Source organism: Pimelobacter simplex, assembly GCF_900114845.1.
In the GTDB taxonomy this organism is placed as follows: domain Bacteria; phylum Actinomycetota; class Actinomycetes; order Propionibacteriales; family Nocardioidaceae; genus Nocardioides; species Nocardioides simplex.
The window spans coordinates 338,779-357,072 of the sequence record NZ_FOUK01000002.1 but is presented as its reverse complement, the minus strand read 5'-3'; the positions used below and the strand labels follow the sequence as shown (position 1 = coordinate 357,072).

Annotated in this window: 18 protein-coding genes; 6 read left to right on the top strand and 12 right to left on the bottom strand. The window is 72.6% G+C overall.

Annotated elements, in window-relative coordinates:
- The first annotated feature begins 9 nt into the window (after positions 1-9).
- A complete protein-coding gene (locus BM223_RS09315; RefSeq protein WP_038678198.1) occupies positions 10-1,176 on the top strand; it encodes a sulfite oxidase in 1,167 nt (388 codons plus the stop codon).
- Here BM223_RS09315 and BM223_RS09310 read toward each other — a convergent pair.
- From BM223_RS09310 to BM223_RS09300, 3 genes are read right to left on the bottom strand one after another with little or no spacing between them, the layout of a single operon-like run.
- Entirely contained in the window at positions 1,173-2,321 is a 1,149-nt protein-coding gene (locus BM223_RS09310) for a hypothetical protein (protein WP_052138473.1), read from the bottom strand. The two genes, BM223_RS09315 and BM223_RS09310, sit on opposite strands and share 4 nt — an antisense overlap.
- A gap of 20 nt (positions 2,322-2,341) precedes the next feature.
- Entirely contained in the window at positions 2,342-2,764 is a 423-nt protein-coding gene (gene arfB, locus BM223_RS09305; protein ID WP_038678200.1) for an alternative ribosome rescue aminoacyl-tRNA hydrolase ArfB, read from the bottom strand.
- Positions 2,764-4,872 (bottom strand): molybdopterin-dependent oxidoreductase, encoded by a 2,109-nt coding sequence (locus BM223_RS09300; protein WP_038678201.1) that lies wholly within the window; start codon positions 4,870-4,872, stop codon positions 2,764-2,766. Before BM223_RS09300 ends, arfB begins: the two co-directional genes overlap by 1 nt.
- A gap of 141 nt (positions 4,873-5,013) precedes the next feature.
- Between BM223_RS09300 and rpsO the strand changes: the two genes are divergently transcribed.
- The 3 genes from rpsO (at position 5,014) to BM223_RS09285 (ending at position 9,115) form a co-directional block, all read left to right on the top strand.
- Positions 5,014-5,289 (top strand): 30S ribosomal protein S15, encoded by a 276-nt coding sequence (rpsO, locus tag BM223_RS09295; protein WP_036542197.1) that lies wholly within the window; start codon positions 5,014-5,016, stop codon positions 5,287-5,289.
- Positions 5,290-5,504: 215 nt separating this feature from the next.
- Entirely contained in the window at positions 5,505-7,745 is a 2,241-nt protein-coding gene (locus BM223_RS09290; protein WP_038678204.1) for a polyribonucleotide nucleotidyltransferase, read from the top strand.
- On the top strand, positions 7,742-9,115 hold the full coding sequence (locus tag BM223_RS09285; RefSeq protein ID WP_038678205.1) for a M16 family metallopeptidase: 1,374 nt from the start codon (positions 7,742-7,744) through the stop codon (positions 9,113-9,115). Before BM223_RS09290 ends, BM223_RS09285 begins: the two co-directional genes overlap by 4 nt.
- A 241-nt stretch (positions 9,116-9,356) precedes the next feature.
- On the opposite strand, the gene BM223_RS09280 is transcribed toward BM223_RS09285, so the two are convergent.
- Both BM223_RS09280 and BM223_RS09275 read right to left on the bottom strand, forming a co-directional pair.
- Complete coding sequence (locus BM223_RS09280; protein WP_244895437.1) at positions 9,357-11,165, bottom strand: BCCT family transporter; 1,809 nt, start codon at positions 11,163-11,165, stop codon at positions 9,357-9,359.
- A 183-nt stretch (positions 11,166-11,348) separates the two neighbouring features.
- A complete protein-coding gene (locus tag BM223_RS09275) occupies positions 11,349-11,864 on the bottom strand; it encodes a class I SAM-dependent methyltransferase (RefSeq protein ID WP_038678207.1) in 516 nt (171 codons plus the stop codon).
- Positions 11,865-11,915: 51 nt separating this feature from the next.
- Here BM223_RS09275 and dapB point away from each other — a divergent pair, with 51 nt between their 5' ends.
- Complete coding sequence (gene dapB, locus BM223_RS09270) at positions 11,916-12,698, top strand: 4-hydroxy-tetrahydrodipicolinate reductase (protein WP_038678208.1); 783 nt, start codon at positions 11,916-11,918, stop codon at positions 12,696-12,698.
- A 161-nt stretch (positions 12,699-12,859) separates the two neighbouring features.
- On the opposite strand, the gene BM223_RS09265 is transcribed toward dapB, so the two are convergent.
- The 3 genes from BM223_RS09265 to BM223_RS09255 are packed head-to-tail and all read right to left on the bottom strand — an operon-like array spanning position 12,860 to position 14,353.
- Complete coding sequence (locus BM223_RS09265; protein WP_038678209.1) at positions 12,860-13,165, bottom strand: AzlD domain-containing protein; 306 nt, start codon at positions 13,163-13,165, stop codon at positions 12,860-12,862.
- Positions 13,162-13,824, bottom strand: a complete 663-nt coding sequence (locus BM223_RS09260; protein WP_038678210.1) for an AzlC family ABC transporter permease — start codon at positions 13,822-13,824, stop codon at positions 13,162-13,164. The genes BM223_RS09265 and BM223_RS09260 overlap by 4 nt, the downstream gene beginning before the upstream one ends.
- 4 nt (positions 13,825-13,828) lie before the next feature.
- Positions 13,829-14,353, bottom strand: a complete 525-nt coding sequence (locus tag BM223_RS09255; RefSeq protein ID WP_038678211.1) for a GNAT family N-acetyltransferase — start codon at positions 14,351-14,353, stop codon at positions 13,829-13,831.
- Positions 14,354-14,406: 53 nt separating this feature from the next.
- Between BM223_RS09255 and BM223_RS09250 the strand changes: the two genes are divergently transcribed.
- Positions 14,407-15,417, top strand: a complete 1,011-nt coding sequence (locus BM223_RS09250; protein WP_038678214.1) for an aldo/keto reductase family protein — start codon at positions 14,407-14,409, stop codon at positions 15,415-15,417.
- Here the strand turns inward: BM223_RS09250 and BM223_RS09245 are convergent.
- From BM223_RS09245 to nadA, 4 genes are read right to left on the bottom strand one after another with little or no spacing between them, the layout of a single operon-like run.
- Positions 15,414-16,094, bottom strand: coding sequence for a hypothetical protein (locus BM223_RS09245; RefSeq protein WP_038678216.1), 681 nt, complete (start codon positions 16,092-16,094; stop codon positions 15,414-15,416). The genes BM223_RS09250 and BM223_RS09245 overlap by 4 nt on opposite strands.
- Before the next feature lie 48 nt (positions 16,095-16,142).
- Complete coding sequence (locus tag BM223_RS09240) at positions 16,143-16,730, bottom strand: DUF3043 domain-containing protein (protein WP_038678217.1); 588 nt, start codon at positions 16,728-16,730, stop codon at positions 16,143-16,145.
- A gap of 2 nt (positions 16,731-16,732) precedes the next feature.
- Positions 16,733-17,101, bottom strand: coding sequence for a zinc ribbon domain-containing protein YjdM (locus BM223_RS09235; protein ID WP_038678219.1), 369 nt, complete (start codon positions 17,099-17,101; stop codon positions 16,733-16,735).
- On the bottom strand, positions 17,094-18,269 hold the full coding sequence (gene nadA, locus BM223_RS09230) for a quinolinate synthase NadA (protein ID WP_038678221.1): 1,176 nt from the start codon (positions 18,267-18,269) through the stop codon (positions 17,094-17,096). The genes BM223_RS09235 and nadA overlap by 8 nt, the downstream gene beginning before the upstream one ends.
- Between the last annotated feature and the right edge of the window lie 25 nt (positions 18,270-18,294).

Sequence of the window (18,294 nt, the reverse complement as noted above, 5' to 3'; positions counted from 1 at the left end):
GTCGAGGGCATGACGGAGAACGCTCTGCGCCGACGCGCGCTGCTCGGGATGCCGCTGGCGGGCCTGGCCGCCGCCGTCGCGGCCCAGGCCGGACCTCTCACCCAGCGCGCGCTCGCCGGTGCCCCGGCGATCCGCAAGGTGCTGCCGGCGTCCTGGTTCATCGACTACGGCACCAACGCCGAGATGCGCTGGGAGTCCGTCGACCCGCAGCGCTACCGCACGCCCCAGGCGCGGCTGTTCGTGCGCAACCACACGGCGACGCCCACGATCGACCCGGCGGACTACCGCCTGCGCGTCTTCGGCGACGGCCTGCGCGACCCGGTCGGGCGCTCCTTCGACCTGCGCGAGCTGCGGCGCCGGTTCCGCACCGTCGAGGTGACCGCCGTCCACGAGTGCACCGGCAACGGGCGCAGCTTCTTCGCCTCGCAGCAGCGCGCGACGGTCTCCGGGACGCCCTGGACGCTCGGCGCCGTCGGCACCGTCACCTGGCAGGGCGTCCGGCTGCGCGACGTCCTCGCCGCGGCGGGACTGCGCCCCGACGCTGTGTCGATCCAGGCCACCGGCCTCGACGCGCCGTACGTCGACAAGGGCGTCGACCACGGCCGGGTGCGCCGTCCCTTCCCGGTCGCGAAGGCGCTCGACGACGCCCTGCTGGCCTGGGGCGCGAACGGCCGGCCGCTGCTGCCCGACCACGGCTACCCGCTGCGGCTCGTGCTGCCGGGCTGGATCGGGATCGCCAGCGTCAAGTGGCTCGGCTCGCTCGAGGTCGCCACCACCGAGCTCACCTCGCCCTGGAACACCCGCTGGTACAACGTCGACGGCCCCCTCACCGTCAACCCGGTCCGCTCCGCCTGGGAGCTGCCCTGGGCCGCGAGCCTCCCCGCCGGGCGCCGGGTCACCCTGACCGGACGCTCCTGGTCGGGCGCCGCGCCCATCGCCCGGGTCGACGTCAGCACCGACGGCGGCGCCACCTGGTCCCGGGCCCGGCTGCACCCCGCCCGCGGCCGCGGCTGGACGCAGTGGACCCACACCTGGCACCGCCCCGCCGCGGGCGCGCACGAGCTGCTCGCCCGGGCCACCGACGCGCACGGGCGGTCGCAGCCGGACGTCGCGGCGGTGAACCCCAACGGGTACTTCTTCGACGCGGTGGTGCGGCACCCGGTGACGGTGGGCTAGCGCTGCCGCTCGGCGAGGAGCGCCGCGGCGGCGGCCCGGTCGTCGGGGAGCCCCACCTGCATCCGGGCAAGCACGGCATTGCCGTTGCCGGGCGCCCAGGTGGCCTCGTTGGCGACGAGCGCGGCCACGACCGCGCACTGCGCGGCGCTCCACACCGGCGCCGGCTCGGGGCGCACCCCGGGCGTGAAGACCACCTCGGGGAAGGTCCGCCGCAGGATGGGCGCCACGTCGGAGTCGACCGTGAAGGCGCCGCCGGCCGCGATCATCGCGGTCAGCGCCGGGAGCATCTCGTCGAGGCCCACGTCCTCGCGCTCCAGCAGCTCGCCGAGCAGCACCAGCCGCACGTGCCGCCCGAGCTGGGGCGGCCGCTCGGTGAACCACGCGTCGCACGCCGCCGGGTCGCGCAGCGCCGCGACCAGCTCGGCGCTGCCGGCCGGCCCCCGCTCGCCCAGCGCCGCGCACGCCCGCACCGCCGGGTCGGGGTCGGTGAGCCAGGGGCTCGTGTCGCCGCCGCCGTCGCGCACGGCGAGCACCCGGGCGGCCTTCTCGTCGCGGTCGGCTGACGCGGCGACCAGGTCGGTCAGTGCGCTCACCGCGGGCGCCTGCGCCCCCTCGCCGAGCAGTGCCGTGGCTGCACCGAGGGCGGCGACGGCCTCGCGTCGTACGTCGGGGGTGGGGTGGTCGAGGAGCGGGCTCGCGGCCGCCGCGACCTGCGGCGCGAGCGCCCGCACGTCGACCACGGCACGCCTCATGAGCAGGTCCACGACGGGGCTCGACCACGCCTCCTCGTCCTCGGCCGCGCTGGCCCGCAGGAAGGCGTCGACGTCTGCCTCGGCGGGCTCCGGCACCGGCTCGGCGCCGGGGTCGGACTGCCGGGCGGCGTCCATCGCCCACCCCAGCCACTGCAGCATCCCGGCCTGGGCCGTCGCCGCCGCGGCCGGGTCCGCGAGCCGTGCGGCGACCTCGGCCACGGCGGCCGGCGTCGCGGTCCAGATCGTGCCCTGGTGCAGCACCGCGCCGTCGAGGTGGTCGAGCGCGTCGTCGATCTCGTCCTCGTCGCCGCCGGAGAGGGCGGCGAGGTGCTCGGGGGTGTCGGTGGCGGGTCCGTAGGCGTGGAAGAGCCGGTCCCAGGCAGTCGCGGTCACGCCGTCACCGTAGCGGGGGGTCAGTCCTCGACCCGCCCGCGCAGCTGCTTGGTCTGCCCACGCTGCCGCTTCGCGTCGAGCCGCCGCTCCTTCGACCCCCGCGTCGGCTTCGTGGGACGCCGCGGCGGAGGTGGTGGGGCGAGCAGCTCGCGGATGCGGGCCGCGAGGCGCTCGCGGGCCGCGCCGCGGTTGCGGTGCTGGGAGCGGTGCTCGTGGGCCACGACCGCGATCGGGCCGGACGTGCGCGCGAGCAGCCGGGCGCGCTGGCGCTCGTCGAGCACCGTGGAGGCGGCCGGGTCCCAGACCAGCTCGACGCGGGTGTCGGTGGTGTTGACCGACTGGCCGCCGGGGCCGGGGGAGCGCGAGAAGCGCTCGACCAGCTCGCTGTCGGGGACGACGAGGCCGCCGGGGAGCCCCGGCCCCGGTGGGACGGTGAGGTCCACTACGACACCGTCACCGGTACGCCGGACAGCGCCGCGTTGCCCGACACGTCGAGCCGCTCGGGGTCGGTCAGGTCGTTGATCGAGACGCCGGCCACGCCGGCCGCCACCCCCAGGCGCGCGCCCGCGCGGCCGTGGCCGTACCCGTGGGGGAGCGAGACGACGCCGGGCATGACGTCGTCGGTGGCACGCACCTCGACGCGCACCTCGCCCACCCGCGAGCGGACGGTGACGACCGCGCTGTCGCTCAGCCCGCGGGAGGCGAGGTCGGCGGGGTGCATGAGGAGCTGGTGGCGGGCCTTGCCGCGGGTGAGGCGGTCGGTGTTGTGCATCCACGAGTTGCAGTCGCGCTGGTGGCGCCGGCCGATGAGCAGCAGCTCGCCGTCGCGGGGGAGTGCGCGCTCGCGCAGCCGGGCGACGTCCTCGGCCACGATCGCGGGCAGCGCGTCGATCCGGCCGGTCCTCGTGCGCAGCCGGCCGGGCAGCTGACCGGCGCGGAGCGGGCCGAGGTCGACGCCCTCGGGGTGCCGGCGCAGCTCGGTCAGGGTGGTCTGCGAGCGGCCGGTGCGCAGCAGCATGCCGATCAGGAAGGTCGGGCTCATCCGCATCCGGGCCTCGGCGACGAGACGGCGCTTGAGCGGCGGCTTGCGGCGCCGGCGCCGGGTGACGCGCAGGTAGAGGTCGCGGAAGATCTCCCAGTCGTGGCGCTGGTCGCGTCCCTTCGCGAGCACGGCGGGCGTGAAGCGCGCCGTGTTGCGCACCGCGAGCAGGTGGAAGACGAGGTCGTAGTGGTCGCGCTCGAGCAGCGTGGTCGGCGGCAGGATGACGTCGGCGTGCTGGGTGGTCTCGTTGACGTAGATGTCGACGGCCACGTAGAAGTCGAGCCCCTGGATCGCGCGGTCGAGCGCGGCGCCGTCGGGCGTCGACAGCACCGGGTTGCCGGCCACGGTCAGCAGCGCGCGGACCTGGCCCTCGCCGGGCGTCTCGATCTCCTCGCGCAGCACCGACACCGGCAGCTCGCCGCCGAACTCCGGTGCCTGGCGCACCCGCGAGCGGTAGCGGTCGAGGTGTCCCCGCCCGATCAGTCCGCGCCCGATCGCGTCGATGGCCGGCTCCGTCAGCAGGACGCCGCCCTCGCGGTCGAGGTTGCCGGTGACCAGGTTGATCATCTGCACGGCCCACTGGCACACGGTCCCGAACTCCTGGGTCGAGACGCCGATCCGCCCGTACGCCGCCGCCCCGTCGGCCGCCGCGAGCTCCCGGGCGATCCGCCGGATCTCGCCCGCCGGCACGCCGCTGGCCTGCTCGGCGAGCTCGGGGGTGACGTCCGCGACGAGACGCTCGACGTCGTCGAGCCCGTCGGCGTACGCCGGCGGCCGGGTCAGCCCCTCGGCGAACAGCACCTGCAGCAGCGCCAGCAGCACCCACGCGTCGGTGCCCGGCCGCACGAAGTGGTGCTCGTCGGCGACCTTGGCCGTCTCGGTGCGGCGCGGGTCGAGCACGACCATCCGCCCGCCGCGCGCGTGCAGCTCGCGCAGCCGTCCCGGGAAGTCGGGGACCGTCATCAGCGAGCCGTTGGAGGCCATCGGGTTGGCCCCCAGCACCAGGAAGTACGACGTCCGGTCGATGTCCGGGACCGGCAGCAGCAGCTGGTGGCCGTAGAGGAGGTACCCGACGAGCTGGTGGGGGAGCTGGTCGACCGACGTCGCGCTGAACTTGTTGCGCGTGCGGAACGACTGCGCCAGGGCCACGCCGTGGGTCATCGAGCCCAGGCTGTGCACGTTGGGGTTGCCGAGGTAGATCGCGAGCGCGTCCTCGCCGTGCTCGTTGACGGTCGCGGCGAGCCGGTCGGCCACCAGGTCGAGCGCCTCGTCCCACCCGAGCTCGACCCAGGTGTCGCCCACGCGCCGGACCGGGCGGCGCAGCCGGTCCGGGTCGGCGTGGACGTCGCCGATCGCAACCCCCTTGGGGCAGATGTGCCCGCGTGAGAGAGGATCGTCCGGGTTGCCCCGGACGCCGCTCACCCGCTCGCCGTCGGCGGTCGGCTCGATGGTCAGCAGCAGGCCGCAGGTGGCCTCGCACAGGTTGCACACGCCGGTCCGTGTCTCCACGCTGGCATCGTTGCACAGGGATTCGGCCCCGTGCGGCCCCCGCTGTTAGCCTTGTGCGGTTGCCGTCAGAACGGCCGCGGACAAAGAGAGCCCCAGGATTTCAGGCTGGGGCGCCGCGCAACGAGCGAACCAGGAGTTCCCATGGCAGTCGGTACCGACGCTGAGACCAAGAAGAAGATCATCGCGGAGTACGCCACCACCGAGGGTGACACCGGTTCGCCCGAGGTCCAGATCGCGCTCCTGAGCCACCGGATCAGCCACCTGACCGAGCACCTCAAGCAGCACAAGCACGACCACCACAGCCGTCGTGGCCTGCTGCTCCTCGTCGGCCAGCGCCGTCGTCTTCTCAACTACCTGAAGAAGACCGAGATCGAGCGCTACCGCTCGATCGTCGAGCGCCTCGGCCTGCGCCGCTGACTCGAAGCGAAGGGATCCACCACTCCGGTGGGTCCCTTCGCTACATTCAGCCTTGAAGCACAACTGAAGACAGCAACCACTGGAGCGATCCGCGTCAACCACGCCATCGATCCTCGGTAGTGGCACTCAGGGCCGTCGCGTCCTGCATGCCTCGATCGAAGATCGATCACCGACGCGGGCGTCGCGGATCGCACCGCGAACGAAAGAGTCAAACGTTGACTGAACCCGTCATCTCCGCCGTCGAGACCGTTCTCGACAACGGAAAGTTCGGCACCCGCACCGTCAAGTTCGAGACGGGCCTGCTGGCCCGCCAGGCCGCCGGTTCGGTGACCGCCTACCTCGACGACGACACCATGCTGCTCTCGGCGACCACCGCCGGGAAGCACCCCAAGGACCACTTCGACTTCTTCCCCCTGACGATCGACGTCGAGGAGCGGATGTACGCCGCGGGCAAGATCCCCGGCTCGTTCTTCCGCAGCGAGGGTCGTCCCGGCGAGGACGCCATCCTCACCTGCCGCCTCATCGACCGCCCGCTGCGCCCGACCTTCAAGAAGGGTCTGCGCAACGAGGTCCAGGTCGTCATCACCGTGATGGCGCTCAACCCCGACACGCCGTACGACGTGCTCGCGATCAACGCCGCGTCCATCTCGACCCAGCTCTCCGGCCTGCCGTTCTCCGGCCCGGTCGGCGCCACCCGCGTGGCCCTCATCGAGGGTCAGTGGGTCGCCTTCCCGACGCACAGCCAGCTCGAGAACGCCGTCTTCGACATGGTCGTCGCCGGCCGCGTCACCGAGACCGGCGACGTCGCGATCATGATGGTCGAGGCCGAGGCCACCGAGCAGTCGTGGGGCCTGGTCACCTCGGGCGCCCAGGCGCCGACCGAGGAGGTCGTCGCCAGCGGTCTCGACGCGGCCAAGCCGTTCATCAAGCAGCTGGTCGAGGCCCAGCAGGAGCTCGCCAACGTGGCCGCCAAGCCGGTCCAGGAGTTCCCGATCTTCCTCGACTACGAGGACGACGTCTTCGAGGCCGTCGAGGCCGCGTCCAAGGCCGACCTGGCCGAGGCGATGACCATCGGCGACAAGCAGGAGCGCGAGGCGCGCACCGACGAGCTCAAGGCCGAGCTGCTCGAGAAGCTCTCCGGCCAGTTCGAGGGTCGCGAGAAGGAGATCGGCGCGGCCTTCCGCTCGGTCAACAAGCAGGTCGTGCGCGAGCGCGTGCTGCGCGACAAGGTCCGCATCGACGGCCGCGGCCTGGCCGACATCCGTCCGCTGCACGCCGAGGTCGACGTCGTCCCGCGCGTGCACGGCTCGGCGCTGTTCGAGCGTGGCGAGACCCAGATCCTGGGCGTCACCACCCTCGACATGCTCAAGATGGAGCAGCAGCTCGACACGCTCTCCCCGGAGACGCACCGCCGCTACATGCACAAGTACATCTTCCCGCCGTTCTCCACCGGCGAGACCGGTCGCGTGGGCTCGCCCAAGCGCCGCGAGGTCGGCCACGGCGCCCTGGCGCGTCGTGCGCTGCTGCCCGTGCTGCCGAGCCGCGAGGAGTTCCCCTACGCGATCCGTCAGCTCTCCGAGGCGATGGGCTCCAACGGCTCGACCTCGATGGGCTCGGTCTGCGCGTCCACGCTGGCGCTCCTCCAGGCCGGCGTCCCGCTCAAGGCCTCCGTCGCCGGTATCGCGATGGGCCTGATCTCCGGTGAGATCGACGGCAAGCTCGAGTACGTCGCGCTGACCGACATCCTCGGTGCCGAGGACGCCTTCGGCGACATGGACTTCAAGGTCGCCGGCACCAAGGAGTTCGTCACCGCGCTCCAGCTCGACACCAAGCTCGACGGCATCCCGGCCGAGGTCCTCGCGAAGGCCCTCAACCAGGCCAAGGACGCCCGGCTGGCGATCCTCGAGGTCATGGGCGAGGCCATCGACGGCCCCGAGGAGATGTCGGTCCACGCTCCGCGGATCATCACCGTCAAGGTGCCGGTCGACAAGATCGGCGAGGTGATCGGGCCCAAGGGCAAGGTCATCAACCAGCTGCAGGACGACACCGGCGCCTCGATCTCCATCGAGGACGACGGCACCGTCTACATCGGCGCGACCAACGGCGAGGCCGCCGAGGCCGCCCGCCAGGCGATCAACGCGATCGCCAACCCGACCATGCCCGAGGTCGGCGAGCGCTACCTCGGCACGGTCGTGAAGATCACCAACTTCGGTGCCTTCATCGCGCTGATGCCGGGCAAGGACGGGCTGCTGCACATCACCAAGCTGCGCGCCCTGGCCGGTGGCAAGCGGATCGAGAACGTCGAGGACGTCGTCTCGGTCGGCCAGAAGCTCCAGGTCGAGATCGCCGAGATCGACGACCGCGGCAAGCTCTCGCTGGTTCCCGTGGTCGAGGAGGCCGCCTCCGACGAGGCCGCGGCTGAGGCGACCGAGGCCGGGGAGTCCGACGAGGCGTGAGCACCACCCGCACCACGACGGCCGGTCAGCGTTCCGCTGGCCGGCCGTCGGCCGTTCCCCGGGCCTCCACCCGCACCCTGGAGACCGTCCGCGACGAGACCGGTCAGGTCACCTCGCTGGTCCGCCGCACCCAGCTCGCCTCGGGCCTGCGGATCGTCACCGAGCAGATGGCCGGCGCTCGCTCCGCGTCCGTCGGCGTCTGGGTGGGGGTCGGCTCGCGCGACGAGACGGCCAAGACCCACGGGGCCTCGCACTTCCTCGAGCACCTGCTGTTCAAGGGGACCACGGAGCGCTCGGCACTCGACATCTCGATCGAGCTCGACGCGGTCGGCGGCGAGTTCAACGCCTTCACCGCCAAGGAGTACACGTGCTTCCACGCACGGGTGCTCTCCGACGACCTGCCGCTCGCGGTCGACGTCCTGGGGGACATGATCACCGGCTCGGTGATCGCCACCCCTGACGTGGACGCCGAGCGCGACGTCATCCTCGACGAGATCGCCATGCACGACGACGACCCCGACGACGTCGTCCAGAACCTCCTGGCCGCGCTGGCCTGGGGCGAGGACAGCGCGCTGGGCCGCCCGATCGCCGGCACCGACGCCTCGATCGAGGCGATGACGCCCGCGCAGATCAAGCGCTTCTACCGACGCCACTACGTGCCGGCCAACACCGTCATCTCGGTGGCCGGCGCGGTCGACCACGCGGCCGTCGTCCGGGCGGTCAAGAAGGCGTTCGCCCGCCACGACTGGCTCGACACCGTCGCGGCCCCCGTCGCGCCCCGTGCGGCGGCCGCCCGCCGCCGTCCGCGGATCGCCACCGCCCAGGGTCACGTCACGCGCCCCTTCGAGCAGGTCAACCTGGTCCTCGGCTGCGAGGGCCTGACCCGCGACGACGAGCGCCGCTACGCCCTCGGCGTGCTCAACACCGCCCTCGGCGGCGGCACCTCGAGCCGGCTCTTCCAGGAGGTCCGCGAGCACCGCGGCCTGGCCTACTCGGTCTACTCCTTCGCCGCCCACTACGCCGACTCCGGCTTGGTCGGCGTCGCCGTCGGCTGCCTCCCGGACCGCACCGACGACGTCCTGGCGGTGGTCCGCGAGCAGCTCGCGATCATCGCGGCCGAGGGCATCACGGCCGACGAGCTCGCCCGCGGCAAGGGTCAGCTCGTCGGCGGCATGATCCTCGGTCTCGAGGACTCCGGCTCCCGCATGATGCGCCTGGGCAAGAACGAGCTCGTCAACGGCGAGGTGCTCGGCATCGACGAGGTCATCGCGCGCATCGAGGGCGTCACCCTCGAGCAGGTGCGCGAGGTCGCGGCCGAGGTGTTCGGCCGGCCCGAGCTGCTCGCGCAGGTCGGACCGGGCGGCGCCTGACGGCGCGAGCGCGTCGCTCGGGCCTCGCGCCGCGCTGCCGCGCCGCGGTCGAGCGCCGCGACGGTCGAGGTGGTCTGGCGACCGGACGGTCGGCTCGCGGGAAGCTCGCAGCCGCCGCTCCGGTCGCTCGTGCCTCGCTCCCTGCGCTCTGGCTCCGTCGCTGCCCGCGATGACCGACGCCGGTGGTGCGACGGCGCCCGGCCGGCCCGAGCTGCTCGCGCAGGTCGGACCGGCCTGAGCCTCAGCGGTCCGTCGTCTCGAGCTCGGGCTCGGCGGCGGGCTCGGTGGGGACCTCGGTCTCCGTGGTCGGCTCGGTCGCCTCGACGGTGATGGCGAAGTCGTCGCCGTGCTCGGTGACGCCGGCGATGACGGCCTGCTCGACCGCGACCTCGCCGTAGCGCCGGCGGACGACGAGCGGGTCGGTGCGCAGCTCCTTCATCAGCGAGACCGTCAGCCCGATCATGATCAGGACGAACGGCAGTGCCGCGACGATGGTGATCGTCTGCAGGCCCTGGAGCGCGTCCTCACCGCCCGCGAGGAGCATCACCGCCGCGACGGCGCCGGTGGCGACACCCCAGAAGATGACGACCGTGCGGCGGGGCTCGGTGGTGCCGCGCTCGGAGAGGCTGCCCATCACGATCGAGGCGGCGTCAGCGCCGGAGACGAAGAAGATCGCGACCAGGAGCATGACCAGCACGATGGCGACGGTGGCCAGCGGGAGGGCGTCGAGGGTGCCGAAGAGCTGGGCCTCGAGGCCGCCGGCACCGGCGATGTCGGTGCCCTTGTTCTGCAGGTCGATGGCGGTGCCGCCGAGGACGCAGAACCACAGGACGCTGACCACGCTCGGCACCAGCAGGACGCCGGTGACGAACTGGCGGATGGTGCGGCCGCGCGAGATCCGGGCGATGAACATGCCGACGAACGGCGTCCACGAGAGCCACCAGGCCCAGTAGAAGACGGTCCACGAGCTCAGCCAGGCCTCGGTGTCGGGGCCCTCGGCGCCGGTGCGGGCCGCCATCATCGCGAGGTCCTGGACGTAGCTGCCGAGCGAGGTCGGAACCAGGTTGAGGATGAAGACGGTCGGGCCGACGACGAACAGGAAGAGCGCGAGCACGACGGCCAGCACCATGTTGATGTTCGAGAGCCACTGGATGCCCTTGGCGACGCCGGAGACGGCGGAGAGCACGAAGGCGATGGTCAGCACGGTGATGATCAGCACGAGCGCGCCGTTGCCCAGGGGGCCGATGTCGGCGACGATCTCGAAGCCGCTGCTGATCTGGAGCGCGCCCAGGCCGAGCGAGGTCGCCGAGCCGAACAGGGGCGCGAAGATGGCGAACATGTCGATCACCCGGCCCGCGCCGCCCGAGGCACGCTTGCCGAGGAGCGGGACGAAGGCGGCCGAGATCAGCTGCACGCGGCCCTTGCGGTAGACGCCGTAGGCGATCGCGAGGCCGACGACGGCGTAGATCGCCCACGGGTGCAGGGTCCAGTGGAACATCGTCGTGGCCATCGCGGTCTGCGCCGCGGCGTCGGCGTCGCCGCCCGTACCCGGGGGAGCGGTGACGAAGTGCGACAGCGGCTCGCTCACGCCGTAGAACATGAGGCCGATGCCCATGCCGGCGCTGAACATCATCGCGATCCACGAGACGGTCTTGAACTCCGGCTCCTCGTCGTCGCGGCCGAGCGGGATGGTGCCGTACTTGCTCATCGCCAGCCAGATGACGAAGACGACGAAGCCGCTGGTGGTCAGGACGAACAGCCAGCCGGTGTTGGTCATCACCCAGTCGAGCGCCTTGCTGGACGCCTCGGCGAGCGAGTCGGTGCCGAGCAGGCCCCAGACCACGAAGCCGATGGAGACGGCGGCCGCCGTCCCGAAGACGACGGGGTCGATCCCGCGACGCGGGTGCTCCTCGGGCTCGGTGCCCGCATCGATGGCCAGATCGAGCGCCGGGTGCGGGACGACGTCCGCCGCAGGGCTGCTCAGGGCCTCGGCCAGGTCGGCGGCTGCCCGCGACCGTCGGCCGTTGTTGGTGCTGTTGGATTCGCTCACGTCACTCCTGGGGTCTCTCACGCACAGTCCGTGCGCACGCCCGGGCCCCGACGTTCTGACGGGAGGAGTCGTGATGGGACCCCGAAGTATTCGTGATATTTCCGAGAGTCAGATCAGCCCGGGTTCGGGCGTGCTGCCTCAGCAGGTTAACAAAAACTGAACGAATCGTCGTTTTCGTCAGGTTCAGCGGCGGCCGATGATGCCGATCACCGGCGGCATCTTGGAGTCCACGATGTAGACCCGGAAGCCGCCGTCGCGCAGCTGCTCGGAGGCCTTGGCGAGGATGTCGGAGACCTGCTCGGGACGGGTCGTGTCGAAGAACAGGTTGACCGAGCCGCCCGGCATCAGCCGCTCGTGGAGGAGCGCGATCTCCTCGGCCGCGTCGCGCACCCAGAACAGGTTGACGTCGAAGGCGAACACCTTGGTGAGCCGCTTGACCGGCACCCGCAGGGTGGCCAGGTCGATCTGGCGGACCGTGAGCTTGCCGGCCTCGATGTGGGCGGCACAGCGCGCCTTCGTGCGGTCGACACCGGCCTCGGACCGGTCGATGGCGAACATCTTGCCCTTGCCCTCGAGACGCCGGCAGATGAGGTCCGCGGCAGCGCCGTTCCCACAGCCGATCTCCAGCACGTGGTCGTTGGGCTGGACGTCCATGAAGTCCACCGCCCACCGGATCCGGCTCGGGATCTTGTTCACCATGGGGGTCAGCCTGCCAGAACGTCGCCGGAGGCGACGCACTACCTTGGTCCCGTGACGTCACGTGTCGCGGAGAACGCCGCTGGAGACCGCCTTCGAGTCGGGGTGCTGGGCGCCCGCGGCAAGGTCGGAGCCGAGGTGGTCAGAGCCGTCGAGGCGGCCGACGACCTCGACTTCACGGTCGGGGTCGACGCCGGCGACGCCATCGGCGCCCTGCGCGACGCGGGCACCCAGGTCGTCGTCGACTTCACCCACCCCGACGTGGTGATGGACAACCTGCGCTACTGCATCGAGAACGGCATCCACGCCGTCGTCGGGACGACGGGCTTCGACGACGCCCGCCTCGACACGCTGCGCGGCTGGCTCGCCGAGCACCCCGGGACCGGCGTCCTCATCGCCCCCAACTTCTCGATCGGCGCGATCCTGATGATGCGGTTCTCCGCCATCGCCGCACCGTTCTTCGAGTCGGTCGAGGTCGTCGAGCTGCACCACCCGACCAAGGCCGACGCCCCGAGCGGGACCGCGGGCCGCACCGCCGAGATCATCGCGGCCGCGCGCCGCGAGGCCGGCTGCGACCCGATGCCCGACGCGACGAGCACCGGCCTCGAGGGCGCCCGCGGCGCCGACGTCGACGGCGTCCGGGTGCACAGCGTGCGGGTCCGCGGGCTGGTCGCCCACCAGGAGGTCATCCTCGGCGGGCTGGGCGAGACGCTCACCATCCGCCACGACTCCCTCGACCGGGTCTCGTTCACCCCGGGCGTGCTGGCCGGCGTCCGCAAGATCGGCGACTTCCCGGGCCTCACCGTGGGCCTCGAGCACTTCCTCGACCTCGGCTGACCCTCCCCCCGCGAAGGGGCACGAACCGGCGGGCGAAGGAGCGAGTACCGGCGCCCGAGGGTGTACACCGCGGCTCGGGCCGCGCCGGAACGTGCGTCCTCGACCGCCTCTTCGTGCTCCTTCGCCCGCCGGTTCGTGCCTCTTCGCCGGGCTGGGGGGGGTCAGAGCAGCCGGAGCAGCGCGGCGCTGGCCGCCGCGCCGAACACCACGACCAGGAACGGCGCCCGGGCGAGCAGGAGCAGCACGGCCACGCCCAGCGCGGCGGCCCGGGCGTCGACCACCAAGGCCCGCCCCTCCGGCGCCGCGAGCACCTGGACGGCGACCAGGGCGGCGAGCAGCGCCACCGGGATCAGCTCGGCGACCCGGGCGATGACCGGGTTCGCGAGCACGCGCGCGGGCACCGACAGCCCCGCCAGCTTGAGCAGGTAGCAGCCGACGCCGGCGCCGAGCACGGCCCACCAGATCATCGCTTCAGCACCCCCACCAGGACGGCGACGCCCGCCGCCACGAGCACCGGGACGCCGGCCGGGGTCACCGTCACCGCGCCCGCGGCGACGAGGGCGGCGAGCAGTGCCACGACGCGCAGCAGCGGGGTGGTCAGGCGGGGCCAGAGCAGGGCGAGGAAGGCGGCGCCCACCGCGGCGTCCAGGCCGAGGTCGCGGGGGTCGCCGAGCTGCTCGCCGGCCACGGCGCCGGCGAGCGTGGTGAGGTTCCAGAGCACGAAGATGGTGACGCCGGTGGTGAGGAAGCCGGTCCGGGCGAGCTCCCGGTCGGGCCGGGTCACGGCCATGGCGGTCGACTCGTCGATGAGCACGTGGGCGGCCGCCGCCCGCCGCCAGCCGCGGTAGCCGAGCAGCGGCGCCATCCGGAGCCCGTAGAGCGTGTTGCGGGTCCCGAGCAGCAGCGCGGCGAGCGCGCCGGCCAGGGGAGTGCCGCCCGAGCCGAGCACCCCGGCGAGCGCGAACTGCGAGGCGCCGGTGAACATGACCAGCGAGAGCGCGCACGTCTGCCAGACGTCCAGGCCCGAGGTGACGGCGACCGCGCCGAAGCTCAGGCCGTAGGTGCCGGTGGCGATCGCCACGCCCAGGCTGTCGCGGACGACGGTCCGGCGGGTCTGCTGCTCCACCCGCTCACCCCAGCGCGGTGTGCAGCCGCACCTGCTTCACGTGGGTGCCGGACTCGCCGGCGAGCTCGCGGCTCGCGCCGTCGGCCGCCCAGCCGGCGCTGGTCAGGAAGGCGCGCAGGACGTCGTCGGCGGCGTCGGTCCAGCACACGGCCCGGGTGAAGCCGTCGGCGGCGAGCGTGTCGACGCCGGCCTGGAGCAGCCGGGAGCCGTGCCCGCCGCGGGTGGCGCCGGGGTCGACGGTGAACTCGGCCAGCTCGCCGTCGACGGCGGGGTCGGCGTCCGGGTCGGCGTTGGGGCCGGTCAGCGCGAAGCCGACCACCTCGGCGCCGGCGAGCGCCACCAGGGCCCGGTGCCGGGCCTCGGGCGGCCGGGACAGCGACTGGCGCCACGCGGCGGCCAGGGCGTCGGCGTCGGGACCGGCCGCGGCCTCGCCGTCGTAGCGCTGCTGCCAGGCGCGCAGCTGGACCGCGGCGATCCCGGGGGCGTCGGCGGGCCAGGCGACCCGCACGGAGACGTCGGCAACGACCATGGACCGCAGTCTGTCAGGGGCCGCATGTGGCGTCCCGCACTAGGGTCGGACCCATGGAGATGCGCAACCTCGGGGCGAGCGGGCTCAGGATCTCGGCCCTCGCCTACGGCAACTGGATCACGCACGGCTCCCAGGTCGAGGAGGACGCCGCGCTCGCCTGCGTGCGGCAGGCCCTCGACGAGGGGATCACCACCTTCGACACGGCCGACGTCTACGCCAACACGGCCGCCGAGACCGTCCTCGGCAAGGCCCTGGCGAGCGAGCGGCGGGCCGGGCTCGAGATCTTCACCAAGGTCTTCTGGCCCACCGGCCCGGGCAAGCACAACGACCACGGGCTCTCGCGCAAGCACATCATGGAGTCGATCGACGGCTCGCTGCGCCGGCTCGGCACCGACTACGTCGACCTCTACCAGGCGCACCGCTACGACCACGAGACGCCGCTCGAGGAGACCATGGTCGCCTTCGCGGACGTCGTCCGCGCGGGCAAGGCGCTCTACATCGGCGTCTCGGAGTGGCGGGCCGAGGAGATCCGGGCCGCCGCCGAGCTCGCCCGCGAGCTGCGGGTCCCGCTGGTCTCGAACCAGCCGCAGTACTCGATGCTCTGGCGGGTCATCGAGGCCGAGGTCGTGCCCACCTCCCGCGAGCTCGGCATCGGCCAGATCGTCTGGTCGCCGATCGCCCAGGGCGTGCTGACCGGCAAGTACCTCCCCGGTCAGCCGCCGCCGGCCGGCTCCCGGGCCACCGACGAGAAGGGCGGCGCCAACGACATCAGCCGCTGGCTGCGCGACGACGTCCTCGAGCGGGTCCAGCAGCTGCGCCCGATCGCGGAGGAGGCCGGACTCACGCTGGCCCAGCTCGCCGTCGCCTGGGTGCTGCAGAACGACAACGTCTCCGCGGCGATCATCGGCGCGAGCCGTCCCGAGCAGGTCACCGAGAACGTCAAGGCGGCCGGCGTGCGGCTCGACGCCGAGACGCTCGCGGCCATCGACAAGGTGCTCGACGGCGTGGTCACCACCGACCCCGCCCTGACGAAGTCGCCGCGACGCTCCGAGGTCCTCGGCTAGGAGCGTTCCCGCAGCCCGAACACGTAGCGGCTGGTGGGCACGAGGTCGAGCCCGTCGGAGGCGCCGAAGCGCGCACAGCTCTCCATGAGCGTGGTGAACCGGCGCTGCAGCTCGGCCTCGTCCCCGCCGCTGCCGTAGAACGCGTGCTGGTCGCTCAGCGCGGCCATCGGGAAGTGCTCCTCGACGATCCCGGCCACGTCGTGGCCGCCGGGCGTCAGCGCGGCGACGACGGGGTTCTGGACGTAGCCGAACGTGCCCTGGGTGTCGATCGCCACCTGGGTGTGCCGCTCCAGCCAGTCGGCCAGCCAGGCGTCGTGCGCCATGGCGGCGGGCCGGCGCAGGAAGGCGATGTTCGCCAGCGCGTCCGCCCGCACGCCGTCCGGTACGACGGGCGGCACGAGCGGCTCGCGCTCGTCGACCTGCCAGGCGGCGAGGTCCGCGTCGAGCGGGCGCAGGACGTCGAGCAGCGCCGCGGGGTCGGCGACGTCCCACGCGGCGACGACGGCGGTGATCGGCGTCCCGGGGCCGAAGCGCATCGCGGGCGCGACGGCGTCGTCGTCGACGTTGACCTGCAGGCGCGAGGCGCCCACCGCGGCCACGCCGGCGCGCAGTGCGGGGGAGAGCAGGGCGGCCGCGAGGCCGGGCCCAGGGGTGTGCAGCGCAGCGATGACCTTCACGCCCGGCAACCTAGCGGATGCTTGGTCCCGGGGTCGGCTGAACGGGGACTACTTGTGGTAGTCCTCGGGCAGCGGCTGGCCGATCTTGACGCGTGCCTTGGGCAGGCGCATGAACTTCATCTGCATGGCCCGGGTGAGCGTGTAGTACGTCGTCCCCTTGAGCGGCTCGTCGGGGAAGCGGCGCTTGAGCTCGCGGCGCACCTTGAAGCGCAGCAGGAGCATGTCGACCACGACGAAGAGCACCGTGGCGAGCAGGATCATGCTGCTGGCCTGGGCGAGCGCCGAGTTGCCGGTGTAGCCGAGCAGCAGGCCCACCAGCATCAGCGGGATCACCATCTCGACGATGGAGAAGCGCGCGTCGACGAAGTCGCGGATGAAGCGGCGGACCGGACCCTTGTCGCGGGGCAGGAAGTAGCGCTCGTCGCCGCTCTTCATGCCCTGGCGGATCTTGCGGCTCTGCTCGGTGCGGTGCTCGCGCTGGAGCTTGGCCAGCTCACGCTTGTCGCGCGGCGCCTTGTTGCGCGCCTTCGCGGCGGCCTCGGCCTCCTTGCGGGTGGGCGTGGGGCGGCCCTTGCCGCCCGGCTTGACGTCGGTCGGCTGCGGGGACTCGACGGGGGACTTCGTGCGCTTGAACACGCTCAGGCCTTCCTGACCAGGCTGGACTTCAGTTGCATCGGCCCGAAACCGTCGACCTTGCAGTCGAGGTCGTGGTCGCCGACCCGGTCGGCGGGCGCGACGATGCGGATGTTGCGGACCTTGGTGCCGGACTTGATCGGCTTGGGGGCGCCCTTGACGGGCAGGTCCTTGACGACGATGACGTCGTCGGAGTCGGTGAGGGGCGTGCCGTGGGCGTCGCGGACGACGTCGGCCGCCGCGGCCTCGTCGGCGGCCGCGGCCGCCTCGGCGGGCGACCACTCGTGGGCGCACTCGGGGCAGACCACGAGGTCGCCCATCGCGTAGGTGAACTCGCCCGCGCAGGCGGGACAGGCGGGCAGGGCGTCAGTCACGGTGCGACTTGCCGGGAAGGTCGAGCATCCGCTGCAGCGCGGTGAGCGCGTCGGCCTCGGTCTGCGGGTCGACCTCGATCTGGTTGACCACGGTGCCCTCGACCAGGTTCTCGAGCGCCCACACGAAGTGGGGCAGGTCGATCCGGTTCATCGTGGAGCAGTAGCAGACGTTGCGGTCGAGGAACATGATGTTCTTGTCAGGGTGCGCGTTCTTGAGGCGCTGCACGAGGTTGAGCTCGGTGCCGATGGCCCAGCTCGAGCCGGCCGGGGCCGCCTCGATCGTCTTGATGATGAACTCGGTCGAGCCCACCAGGTCGGCCTTGAGGACGACGTCGTGCTGGCACTCGGGGTGGACGAGGACGTTGAGGTCGGGGACCTTCGCGCGCAGCTCGTCGATCACGTCGGCCGAGAACCGGCCGTGCACCGAGCAGTGGCCCTTCCAGAGGATGACCTTGGCCTGGGCGAGCTCGTCGGCGGTGAGCCCGCCGTTGGGCTTGTGGGGGTTCCACACGACGCACTCGTCGAGCGAGTAGCCGAGCTGGAGCACGGCGGTGTTGCGGCCGAGGTGCTGGTCGGGGAGGAAGAGGACCTTGGTGTCGTCGCCCTTCTGCGCGAACGCCCACTCGAGCGCGACCTCGGCGTTGGACGACGTGCACACGACGCCGCCGTTGCGGCCGCAGAACGCCTTGATCGCGGCGCTGGAGTTCATGTAGGTGACCGGGACCACGACGTCCTGGACGCCGGCCGCGGCCAGGGCCTCCCAGGCCTTCTCGACCTGGGCGATGCGCGCCATGTCGGCCATGGAGCAGCCGGCGGCGAGGTCGGGCAGGATGACCCGCTGCTCGGGCCCGGTGAGGATGTCGGCCGACTCGGCCATGAAGTGGACGCCGCAGAACACGATGTACTCGGCGTCGGGGCGCGCGGCCGCGTCGCGGGCGAGCTTGAAGGAGTCGCCGGTGACGTCGGCGAACTGGATGACCTCGTCGCGCTGGTAGTGGTGGCCCAGCACGAACAGCTTGTCGCCGAGCTTCTCCTTGGCGGCGCGGGCCCGCGCGACCAGGTCGGGGTCGGAGGCGGCGGGCAGCTCGCCCGGGCAGTCGACACCACGCTCGGAGAGCGGGTCGGTGCCCCGGCCGAGCGGCAGCAGTGGAAGGTCCACGGTGGTCATGGGCTCATCCTAGTTTGGCGCTGCG